Source organism: Leptolyngbya sp. FACHB-541, from assembly GCF_014695875.1.
Taxonomy (GTDB): Bacteria; Cyanobacteriota; Cyanobacteriia; order Elainellales; family Elainellaceae; genus JAAUTN01.
The window spans coordinates 1-11,173 of sequence record NZ_JACJPC010000040.1; the positions used below are offsets into that span (position 1 = coordinate 1).

Here is an 11,173-nt window from a genome sequence, read left to right on the forward strand (position 1 = left end):
AAGGGGACAGTGTGTCTCAAGCCAAGTTTATTGAAGCAATCTTTGAAATTGCTGCTTAAGGGAATGAAAACGATACCGATCGTTTGTCCCTAATCAGTTTTTGCGACACAACCGCACAACATTCCTCTGCTTTCCCAAATCAGCAAGCGGACGATCAATCATGGTTTGTCGCCCTTCGGCGGTTGCGACTACCGCGTGTGGGCGGCGCAGATATTCGTCTAGAGAAAACCGCTTGCCCTTAAATTTGGTGTCTGTACTCATCAAGCACACGAAGTTCTCCTGGTACAGCACTTCTACCTTCAATTCTTTGGGCAGGGTTGGCACGCTGCCGACGCCCAGCGCCACGTCGCAGCGACCCATTTCCACATCACGATAACTGTCTTGTGTCCAGCCAACGACTTCAACGCGAACGCCGGGAGCAGATTGGCGACAGAGCCGCACCGTGCCACTGACAATAATGGCGGCTGCATAGTCAGTGCCTGCAACTCGGAAACATTGTTGTGAGGTGGAGGGATCAAAGTCATTACTCCCAATCACTGCATTTAAGCGAGGCAGGAGAACTTCCAGCTCTTGCAGCAGGCGATCGCCGCGCGGTGTTCGCTCGTACCCGACGCCGCTACGAATGAGCAGGTCATCGCCAAGTGCCGATCGCAGCCGACCCAGTACGCGACTCATTGCTGGCTGGCTGAGCGAGGCTCGAGCGGCTGCTCGAGTGATGTGCTTCTCCTCCAGGATGGCTTGCAAAGCCAGAAGTTGATTGAGGTCGATGCGCGCGAGATTGGGGAACTGTTGAGTCATAGTTTCATACTATATCACTACTGATATAGCAGACATCTTCAATATGCATTGGACACATTATGTTCTGTGTGTAATGATCGATATAGTTTCATTCGTGTTTGTTATCAACTGAGACTTCTATGCATTCGTTAGTGATGATCAAACTTCAGCACTGACAGTGGCGCAAAAACAGTCACTTGAAACGTTTTACTAAGCATTCAGCGATAAAACCCCCAGCCTTTCCAACAAAGCCGTGCCTCCAGATCGGCAAGATATTTCGCGCCCGATCAAGCTTCTGGTCCTGAGGGTATGAAGCCGCTAATGCCAGTGTTTTTTACGGTAATGAGTAATGACTAACAGCAACCTGGAAGATGATGCAACACCCAATAACAATTATTCCTGTCCAGCAATTAGGCGAAATATTTCCCGTCGGTCTGCGCTTGGATTGTTAGGATTTGGTGCCGCCGCCGCTGCCTTAACACCTACTCTTTTGAAGACGGCACAGGCACAGAATCAAACTCAAACTCAACCGTCGCAACCTGCTCCAAATCAACCCTCGCAGATCATCACGAGAGAGATCCCGCGCACAAAGGAGAAACTGCCTGCAATCGGGCTGGGAACGTTCATGACCTTTGATGCTTTGTCTGATCAGCCCCGCGATCATCTTCAACAAGTGATGCGCCGCTTTTGGGATGCAGGCGGGCGAGTGGTCGATACCTCACTGCTCTATGGGATGTCGGAAGTGAACGTGGGCGAATTTGCCAGAACCCTCGGCTTGACCAATAATTTGTTTATTACTAACAAAACCTGGGCAACTGGAGAGTATCTGGGCGATCCCAGCCAAGCGCAACGTCAGTTTGAACAATCACTGACACGATTGTCTCGCGATCGCATTGATGTGTTGCAAGTTCACAGCTTGGTGAATGTAGACGCAATTTTACCCCTGCTAAAGGCATGGAAAGAAGAAGGTAGAATTCGTTACGTGGGCGTTACCCATCATGATCCGTTGTATTTTGCTGCGCTTGAGAGGTGGATCGAGAATGGCGACCTGGACTTTGTTCAACTTCGCTACTCAATCCGTCAGCGTGGAGTTGAAGACAGAATTCTTCCTGCGGCGGCGGCACGAGGAACAGCAGTCTTAGCCAACATGCCCTTTGAGAAAGCCCGTCTCTTTGAATTGGTAGAGGGGCAACCACTACCCGATTTTGCCAGCGATTTTGGCTGCGAAAACTGGGCCCAGTTTTTTCTCAAGTATGTGATTTCTCACCCGGCTCTAACCTGCGCAATTCCCGCGACCACGAACCCAGACCACGTTGTTGAAAACATGGGTGCATTAAGGGGATCGTTACCCGATGATTCCATGCGTATCCGGATGGTGGAACACATGGAAAGCCTTCCTGGTTTTGACAATCTTCTCCAAACGCCCTGGTATCCTGGCAAGAATTTTAATGGGTTGGTTCGTCTGCCAAATCCACGTCCAATTGGTTGAGATGGAGTATGTATTGGAATGCAGACTACGAACGTATCCAAGCCTAGAAGCCTCAATCTGGGTAAGGGCAAGGGGAAGTCTGAAAGGGTTAAGGTAACTGAACCGTTGTTTGAAGCTTCATCATTTGTGCCGGTCAGGGAAATGGGGCTGAGACACTGAGGCCAAAAGGTGAGTGGGTGGCTTAACAGCTTGCTACTCCGTTAAGTGACAGATCATAGTCCCATCGGAGTGAAGACGGAACCCGACCCGGACCCATCTCAAACACTTGGAACTACAGAAACCCAATGGATTCTCTGGTCTTGAGGTCAGAGTAGGCAAGCCGTAAGGAATGCACAACTATCCAGTGGGTAAAGGATGCTGGAGGAAGCGAAAGCTCCTGGTAATGTGGGAGATAGGGGTTCAAACTTTGCACCGCATTGAAAGACGGCAGACTTCTAGCAGGTCATCGACGATAAATCGAAGTAAAGGAACTGAATCGCCTGTGAAAGATACAAAGCTCAATGAATTTTAGCGAGGCAACGACAAAGATTCAGGTCTTTCAGTGCGTTAAGCAATGTTTCGCCAACAGTATCAGCATAGCTGCAAAAAGCGCTACGCGATCGCTCAAAGTCTTGAGCTGTAAGCAATTCAGTTAAAAACCCTGAAAAATTGCGACTTGCCCGTAAACGATAATTGCACTTATCTCTATCGGGCTATTGTCAGAATAATAGCGGAATGGGGAAGAATTTATGGGGCGATCGCCGATAATTAGAGCAGTTTTGTAGTTATCACTGATGAGGCGATCGCTGAATCAAAAATGTTGGGCGTGCAGTCTGCTAACACCGAATATTATCGTCAGGGTCACGGCGCAATCAGAACACAAGAAAGGGCAAAACCACTGGACATCGAATTATTCGATTGCCTTTGGCAACAGCGAAGTTCCCGCATTGCTGACAAGATTGGCAACGAGATTTTGGGGTCGCCTGGGACCTTCCCCCCGCTGCCACAGAAATGTAATCATTGGAAAACCTTCAAAAATCCACTCAGAAGCTTAATTTTCTGGATTTTGGCAAGCGATATACTTTGGGAGATGGCTGACAGTCCTTCGTCGGAGGGAGTTTAATGATCCATCTCGATCAATTAATTGCCACGTTGATGCAGGTGGCAATCGAAAATGCAGGAGCCGAAACTGGCACTCTGGTTCTCCTGGAAGAGGATCAACTCACTGTGATGGCTCAATGCAGCGGAAGTAGACAGTGTGACCTAGAAAAGCTTGCTGTTGCCGACTGTGCAACGATTCCTGTCTCCGTTATTCGCTTGGTAGAACGCACTCAAGACACTTTGGTGTTTGATGATGCAGTCAGCGAATCGTCTTTTTCAACTGATCCTTACATTCAAAAGCAACAGACGCGATCGCTCCTCTGTCTACCCATTCTCAATCAAAGCCAGTTGATCGGCATCCTTTATTTGGAGAACAATCTCAGTACCGGAGTGTTTACTAGCGATCGCCTACAAGTCCTGAAACTGTTGATGGCTCAGGCGGCAATTTCACTGAAAAATGCTCGGTTGTATGAACAGTTAGCAGACTATACCAAAACATTGGAAAGGAAGGTAGAAGCGCAAACTCAAGCCTTGCAGCAGGAGATTGCAGAACGTCGACAAACCGAAGCCGCATTGAGACAAAGTGAAGCAAATTATCGCAACCTGTTGCAAACCGCGAATTCAGTCATCATTCGCTATGATCCGCAAGGACGGATTCATTACATCAACGATTATGGAGTGAAATTATTGGGCTATGAAGAACATGAAATTGTAGGGCGAACCGTATTTGAAACCATCATTCCAGACATCGAAACCTCTGGACGCGATGTCAAACCATTGGTTCACGATTTACTTCGTAATCCTCAACTGTACCCACAAGGCGAGGGGGAAAACCTGTGTCGAGACGGTCGGCGAGTTTGGATGGTCTGGTCGAATCAAGCCATCTTCAATGACCAGGGAGAGGTCGTTGAAATCTTATCGGTGGGCAACGACACCACCCAGCGTAGACAAGCAGAAGAGGCATTACAACGCAGTGAAGCCAAGTTCCGAGCTATCTTTGAAAACTCGCAGGTCGGCATCTTCCGCACCCGCCTCTCGGATGGATTAATTCTCAATGCCAATCAACGCTATGCCAATCTGTTGGGCTTTGATTCACCAGAGGAGATCATTGGGGTGGAACACAGCATCGGCTATTTTGTAAATCCCAGCGATCGCCAACAAGCCATTGAGATGCTGAAGCGGGATGGGGAAGTGCGAAGCTTTGAAGTACAACTGCGAAAACAAGATGGGACAGTATTTTGGGGGCTTTCCTCTGCTTATCTGAATGCAGACGATGACTACATCGAAGGGGTGGTTGCGGATATTAGCGATCGCAAACAAGCAGAAGCCGCTCTACAAACGAGTGAAGAACGATTACGCTTAGCATTAACCGCTTCAAATCAAGGACTCTACGATATCGATTTAAAAACTGAAGAAAGAATTGTTAACCCAGAATACGCTTTAATGCTGGGCTACAATCCAGCAACATTCCACGAAACCATTTCTGAATGGATTGCTCGTTTGCATCCTGATGACAGAGAATCAGTTGTCGCAACCTACCGTGCTTACATTGCTGAAGAAATCCCCAACTTTCAAGTAGAGTATCGCCAGCGTACCCAGGATGGTCAGTGGAAATGGACTCTTTCTGTCGGCAAAATTGTGACCTGGAATGAATCCGGTGAACCCATCCGAGCGTTGGGAGTTGTTACGGATATCGACGATCGCAAACAAGCAGAAGCGGTGTTGCGCCAGTCCGAGGCTCAGTTTCGAGAACAGGCAATCCTCTCCGCTTTTCGTGCTGATGTGGACAGTGCCCTTGCTCAAAGTGATAGTTTACCATTGATGCTGCATCGCTGTGCAGAAGCCGTTGTTAAGCACTTGAATGCGGCATTTGCTCGAATTTGGACAATCAATAAAGACCAGGATGTTTTGGAGTTACAAGCTAGTGCGGGAATGTATACCCGTCTTAACGGTACCTACAGTCGAGTTTCCATGAATAGCCAGAAACTTGGACGAATTGCTCAAGGCTTTCCACTGTTGATCAACAATGTGTTTGATGATTCATATGTTAATCACGAATGGGCAGAGCGAGAAGGTATTGTGGCATTTGCAGGCTATCCGATCCTGCTGGATGAGCAGTTGGTTGGCGTGATCGTGATGTTTGCTCGACAATCCATTCCGGCATCTCACTTTGAGGCATTGGGGTTTGCCGCTCGCGAGATGGCATTGGGAATTAAACGCAAGCAAGCAGAAGTCGCGTTGCAAGACTCTGAAGCAGAACTGCGGGCGCTCGTTTCAGCCATTCCCGACCCGCTGTGTATCTTCAATGCTGAAGGGCAATTGATCTGCACAATCAAAGGAAATTCATCCTATGGAGAGGAGTGTACTGGCAAAACGCTGCATCAACTTTTTGCCAAAGAACAAGCCGATGAATTCCTGAATCACATTCAGCAGGTGCTGAGAACCCAACAAGTCCTTACCGTTGAATACAGTCACTGCTTTGCTGGGCGAGAAATCTGGTTTTCGGCTCGCATTGCCCCGATTCAGCACGAACAGGTGATTTGGCTGGCGCGAGATATTACGCTGCAAAAGCAAGCAGAAGCCGCCTCAATTTTAGAAGAACGCAACCGCATGGCGCGTGAAATTCATGACACACTTGCTCAGGCGTTTACAGGCATTCTGATCCAGGTTGATGCAGCGACTCAAGTGTTAACCGATGATGTAGAAGCTACCCAAGCGCATCTAGACACGATCGAGGAGTTAGCCCGCACTGGACTGTCTGAAGCGCGTCGCTCAGTGACAGCCCTGCGTCCCCAGTTGCTAGAAGAAGGTGATTTATCCAGTGCCCTGGAGCGGTTGGTAAACCAGATGAGAGTGGCGACCAATACGGATCTCATTTACTCAATTCAGGGGGTCGCCTATTCCTTACCCGCCGAGGTGGAAAATAACTTGCTGCGGATTGGACAAGAAGCACTGACCAATGCAATCAAATACGCTAACGCGAATGAAATTAGAATTGAGTTAGTCTATGACAATGCTCAGTGTCGCTTGCAAGTCAAAGACGACGGACAAGGCTTTGGCGTGGTTGGCGTTCCAATGAGCGGCGGATTTGGATTGTTGGGCATGAGCGAACGGGCAGAGCGCATCGGAGCACAATTGGCGATCGAAAGCCAACCCGGTCAAGGAACAGAAATTATTGTCATTGTTGATCGAGTGTGATAATCATGACGAGCCAATCCACACTGATTCGGGTTCTAATTGCTGACGATCATTCCATTGTTAGGCAAGGATTGGCAACCATCATTAACCGCAATCCAGAAATGACAGTGATTGCTCAAGCCGAAGATGGGCAACAGGCGATCGATTGCTTTCGGGAACATCAACCAGATGTAACGCTAATGGATTTGCGAATGCCGCAAGTTAGTGGGGTGGAAGCCATCAGCGCAATCTGTGCTGAATTTAAACCTGCCCGGATTATTGTGCTAACCACCTACGATGGAGATGAGGATATCTATCGCGGATTGCACTCAGGTGCTCAAGGCTATCTACTCAAGGATACTAAATCCAATGAGTTGCTGAATGCGATTCGCACGGTTGCTCGTGGTCAGCAATACATTCCACCAAACGTGGGAGCAAAACTGGTGCAGCGCCTGAATAATCCAGAACTCAGGGAACGAGAGTTAGAGGTACTGGGCTTAATGGCACGAGGGATGAGCAATTCAGATATTGCGACTGCTTTAAGTATTAGTGAGAATACTGTTAAAACCCATGTCAATCGAATTTTAAGTAAGTTGGGCGTGAGCGATCGTACCCAAGCCGTGATTGTTGCGGTTAAACGCGGCATTGTCAGTTTGTAAGCCAGTCATCCTTTAGTTTGACTCCAGAGTCCAACCCGAGTTGGAGCAATGATGACATTGGCAGAGTGACTAATTCATCATTCACTTAAGTGAGCAAAAGTTGCAACTCTCAGGGGACGACAAGTGAGAGAGCAATTACCTATAGTTAATCTATACAAACATCGATGGCAACTGAGTTGCAGCATTTGAGTTTGCTTCATCTAGATCGCAGAAAGAGGGTTGAATCGCTTGCGATTACCATTGCTTCCCTCAGAGGTGTTCAAGTGAATCAAGACCGAGATCACAGTTCGTTATTTGTTCCAGTTTCAACACAGGATCACATTCAGGGTGTGCTAAGTGCCAGAGTCGTGCTGGTGATGTATGGAGACTATCAATGTTCTGTCAGTGCCGACGTTTACAGGCTGATTAAAGCGCTCAAACGAGAGCTTAGTGCTGCTTTTGGAGAAGATTATTTATGCTTGATCTTCCGTCATTTTCCGCAAGCACAGATTCATCCCCAAGCTCAACGGGCCGCTCAAGCTGCCGAAGCCGCTGCTGCTCAAGGACAGTTTTGGTTAATACACGACACTTTGTTTGCTCATCAACAGAAGTTAGAAAATGGTTATCTCGTAGAGTACGCCAACAATTTAGGGCTTGATATCCCTCAATTTCTTAAAGAGTTGTCTAAGCAGGTGCATATCGATCGCATTAATCAAGATATCGAAAGTGGAATACGCAGTGGAGTGACCAATACTCCAGCCCTATTTATCAATAACATTCGGTATACCGGACGCTGGACAATAACAGAGTTGACGGCAGCCGTTGTCGCTGCAAGTCACTAAGCTCCATTCATATCTGACTTGTTTGTGAGTGCTAGTAAGTGATCGAATGCGCGATCGCTAGCTTTCGCCTGTTTTGTTGAACAACTTGCCGGTTTTTGAACCATGCTAACAACTACAACACCAACCATTGAGTTCAAGCGCAAAGGTTTAACACACCTCCAATTGCAACAAGTACTCGACTATATTCAAACTCACCTCGATCGAGACTTGTCGCTGGCTGAACTTGCAGATGTGATCAACATGAGTCCGACCTATTTTGCGAGTTTGTTCAAACAAGTGATCGAGGTTTCTCCACACCAGTACGTGATTCAACAGCGGGTGGAACGAGCGAAATTGATGCTGTCGAAAACAGATTTAGCGATCGCCGACATTGCTTTACAAGTTGGTTTCTCCAGTCAAAGCCATCTGACCCAACAGTTTAAGCGAATCACTGGAATGACCCCAAAACAGATTCGCTAACTCTATGACGCACGAGTCAAGGAGACAAAGATGAAGTTCAAAGCAATCAAAGGAAAGCAGGGAATCGGAACGGAAGTGCAAGATGCGACTTACGTGGAGGCTGCGAGGTGGGGGAAGTATCGGGGGTGGCGGTATGTTCTGGGACTGGTGGTCATCCTCTTTGCGTGGCTGGTGGTCGGGACTGGTGCCAGCGTACTCGTCGCATTCGCGCTCAGCGGACAGCCGGATTACACCGTGCTTGATCCTTTCGGGAAGTTCCTGTTTGTTATGGTAGGTTTCGCGTTTTTCCTCGTGGGGGTTCTCATTGCCGTTACCCGTATCCACCGCCGCCACGCCCGGACGCTCGTCACGGCGCGGGAGAAGATAAGCTGGCGTCGCGTCGGCCAGGGGTTTGTGGCTTGGTTCGTTCCAGTGTGTCTGATAGGCGGGCTGGGACAATACCTTCTTTACCCCGACACCTTTTCCTTCAACTCCGACCTCGCGTCGTTCGCGCTCTTCGTGCCGCTGGCACTGGTCCTCATCGCGATCCAGACCACCACCGAGGAGCTGTTCTTTCGCGGATACGTTGTGCAGGGCGCGAGCATGATCTCGACCAACCGCGTTTTTCTGGCGATCGTGGCAGCCGTGGCATTCACCCTGCCGCACCTCGCCAACCCGGAGGCGATCTCAGGTGGCTGGCTCACGGTCTTTTTCAACTACTTCCTCGTTCCGGGTCTGTTGTGGACCGTGGTCTCGTTGATTGACGGAACCACCGAACTCGCCATTGGCGTACACTTCGCGAATAACATCGGTGGCATACTCCTGATCAACGCACCTGGAACCGCCCTGACCACGCCAGCTCTGTTTACCGTCAGCGAGTTCCGCGCAACCTACGTGGCGCTATCGGTGCTGGTGATAGTCCCCATATTCCTGGCGATCGCCTACAAGGTGTTCAAACGCGACAAGGCATCCGAACCCGTTTCCCAGAGCGATCGGAAGGGTCGTCGGTGATCTCGTTAGTCAACAAAGTTTCCTGGTTGCCAAAGGCAGCATAAAGGCTCAGACGAGTAATACCTCTAAACACAATGGAGATAACAACATGAACACAAAGACTACTCCTATTCAAAACACTTCCTCAGTTCTGCTCAAGATGGAAGCTGCAATCAATGCTCATAACATTGATGCATTCGTGAACTGCTTTGCTCCTGACTTCATAGGTGAACAACCCGTCCATCCGGCGCGAAACTTCACTGGTGCAGAACAAGTGCGGAAGAACTGGACTGCTCTCTTCGCTCAAGTTCCTGATCTTCAGGCGAAATTAATCACCCATACGATCGCGGATGAGTTGGGTTGGTCAGAGTGGCACTGGCAAGGCAACCATACCAACGGCACAGAACTTGATATGCGAGGTGTTGTTGTTGTGGGACTGAGAAAAAATACGATCGCATGGGCGCGGTTGTATATGGAGCAGCTTACCAAAGTTGTACAGGCAGACATCCTAAGAGCAGCCTAACTGCCAATCAGCTTTAATCACCTACAAGGAACAATCACCATGTCAACTGCTGAGAATAAAGTTATTGCAATTACTGGGGCTAGTAGCGGTATTGGTGAAGCAACTGCTAGAGTGCTGGCTCATCAGGGTTTACGGGTTATGTTAGGGGCGCGGCGCACCGATCGACTGGAAGCAATCGCTGCCGAAATTCGCTCTAAAGGTGGCGAAGCAGAATACCGTACCCTTGATGTCACCAACCTCGAAGACATGCAAGCCTTTGTCGGGTTTGCCCAAGATAAATTTGGTCGCCTTGATGTTGTGGTGAACAATGCAGGCTTGATGCCACTCTCCAGGCTTGAGGTGCTGAAGGTCGATGAATGGAACCGCATGATTGATGTGAACATTCGCGGTGTGCTTCACGGGATTGCTGCTGCGCTACCTCTCTTTAAGCAGCAACGATCAGGGCAGTTTGTCAATCTATCCTCGATCGCCGGGCACAACGTCTATCCAACCGCAGCCGTATACTGCGCCACTAAGTTTGCAGTTTGGGCGATTTCTGAGGGACTGCGGCAGGAATCACCGGATATTCGGGTGACAGTGATTTCACCTGGAAATACTGAATCTGAACTCGTCAGCACGATCACGGATGCTGAAGCAGCGGAATGGGTGGAGGAATTCCGCGACTCTGCCATTCCAGCAGAAGCGATCGCGCGCGCAATTGCCTTTGCAATCGAGCAACCCGCAGAGGTGGATGTGAATGAAATCATTGTTCGACCGATTGGACAAATGAGCTAAATCTCGGAAAGTCAATCTTGATTGAAACAGGAGAAACAAAATGATACCGCAAGATAAAGTGGCTTTAGTGACTGGTGGCACATCGGGAATTGGTCGTGCAACGGCGACCCTTGCGGTATCTGCGAAGCAGCGCGCGCTCGGTGCTGCTGGAGCAAAAGTCGTGTTCTCCGGTAGACGCGACGCAGAAGGAGAAAAAAACCCCCAACTGATTCGCGAAACAGGCGCTGAATGCTTATACGTCCATTGAAACAAATTCACTAACATCACAAGAATCTGAAAGCAGTCAAGCATTGGAACTCAAGACACTTAGATAAATAGAACCAGGAGTATTTAATCATGGTCAAAGAGCAAACTGTAGACGGACAAGCAAATTTACAAGCAACTACCAATTTGACACCAGCCCAGGAGTCTTTGCAAGCACTTTGGGAAGAGCATTTACAGTACG

General features: G+C 48.9%; 8 protein-coding genes and 2 pseudogenes. 9 read left to right on the forward strand and 1 reads right to left on the reverse strand.

Going from position 1 to position 11,173, the window contains the following annotated elements; all coding sequences use genetic code 11:
* Nucleotides 1-93 precede the first annotated feature (93 nt).
* Nucleotides 94-798 (reverse strand): LysR family transcriptional regulator, encoded by a 705-nt coding sequence (locus H6G00_RS06515; protein WP_190796121.1) that lies wholly within the window; start codon nucleotides 796-798, stop codon nucleotides 94-96.
* Between the two features lie 328 nt (nucleotides 799-1,126).
* On the opposite strand from H6G00_RS06515, the gene H6G00_RS06520 reads away from it, so the two are divergent.
* The 9 genes and pseudogenes from H6G00_RS06520 to H6G00_RS06570 form a co-directional block, all read left to right on the forward strand.
* Complete coding sequence (locus H6G00_RS06520) at nucleotides 1,127-2,266, forward strand: aldo/keto reductase (RefSeq protein WP_190796122.1); 1,140 nt, start codon at nucleotides 1,127-1,129, stop codon at nucleotides 2,264-2,266.
* 1,104 nt (nucleotides 2,267-3,370) lie between these two features.
* Nucleotides 3,371-6,544 (forward strand): annotated as a pseudogene (locus tag H6G00_RS35245) (PAS domain S-box protein); the annotation flags it as partial.
* Nucleotides 6,545-6,549: 5 nt separating this feature from the next.
* Nucleotides 6,550-7,182: a response regulator transcription factor gene (locus H6G00_RS06540; RefSeq protein ID WP_190796123.1), complete on the forward strand. Its 633-nt coding sequence runs from the start codon at nucleotides 6,550-6,552 to the stop codon at nucleotides 7,180-7,182.
* Nucleotides 7,183-7,445: 263 nt separating this feature from the next.
* Nucleotides 7,446-8,003, forward strand: a complete 558-nt coding sequence (locus H6G00_RS06545; protein ID WP_190796129.1) for a thioredoxin domain-containing protein — start codon at nucleotides 7,446-7,448, stop codon at nucleotides 8,001-8,003.
* Between the two features lie 102 nt (nucleotides 8,004-8,105).
* Nucleotides 8,106-8,462, forward strand: coding sequence for an AraC family transcriptional regulator (locus H6G00_RS06550; protein ID WP_190796124.1), 357 nt, complete (start codon nucleotides 8,106-8,108; stop codon nucleotides 8,460-8,462).
* Nucleotides 8,463-8,492: 30 nt separating this feature from the next.
* Nucleotides 8,493-9,452, forward strand: coding sequence for a type II CAAX endopeptidase family protein (locus tag H6G00_RS06555; protein ID WP_190796125.1), 960 nt, complete (start codon nucleotides 8,493-8,495; stop codon nucleotides 9,450-9,452).
* An 88-nt stretch (nucleotides 9,453-9,540) separates the two neighbouring features.
* Complete coding sequence (locus H6G00_RS06560; RefSeq protein ID WP_190796126.1) at nucleotides 9,541-9,954, forward strand: nuclear transport factor 2 family protein; 414 nt, start codon at nucleotides 9,541-9,543, stop codon at nucleotides 9,952-9,954.
* A gap of 39 nt (nucleotides 9,955-9,993) precedes the next feature.
* Complete coding sequence (locus H6G00_RS06565) at nucleotides 9,994-10,728, forward strand: SDR family oxidoreductase (RefSeq protein ID WP_190796127.1); 735 nt, start codon at nucleotides 9,994-9,996, stop codon at nucleotides 10,726-10,728.
* A gap of 40 nt (nucleotides 10,729-10,768) precedes the next feature.
* A pseudogene (locus H6G00_RS06570) lies at nucleotides 10,769-10,969 on the forward strand (SDR family NAD(P)-dependent oxidoreductase); the annotation flags it as partial.
* Nucleotides 10,970-11,173: the final 204 nt, after the last annotated feature.

Excerpts from the sequence above, each read along its gene's own strand:
- H6G00_RS06515 (WP_190796121.1), bottom strand. The coding sequence starts at position 798 with ATGACTCAACAGTTCCCCAATCTCGCGCGCATCGACCTCAATCAACTT.
- H6G00_RS06520 (WP_190796122.1), top strand. The coding sequence starts at position 1,127 with ATGACTAACAGCAACCTGGAAGATGATGCAACACCCAATAACAATTAT.
- H6G00_RS06540 (WP_190796123.1), top strand. The coding sequence starts at position 6,550 with ATGACGAGCCAATCCACACTGATTCGGGTTCTAATTGCTGACGATCAT.
- H6G00_RS06550 (WP_190796124.1), top strand. The coding sequence starts at position 8,106 with ATGCTAACAACTACAACACCAACCATTGAGTTCAAGCGCAAAGGTTTA.
- H6G00_RS06555 (WP_190796125.1), top strand. The coding sequence starts at position 8,493 with ATGAAGTTCAAAGCAATCAAAGGAAAGCAGGGAATCGGAACGGAAGTG.
- H6G00_RS06560 (WP_190796126.1), top strand. The coding sequence starts at position 9,541 with ATGAACACAAAGACTACTCCTATTCAAAACACTTCCTCAGTTCTGCTC.
- H6G00_RS06565 (WP_190796127.1), top strand. The coding sequence starts at position 9,994 with ATGTCAACTGCTGAGAATAAAGTTATTGCAATTACTGGGGCTAGTAGC.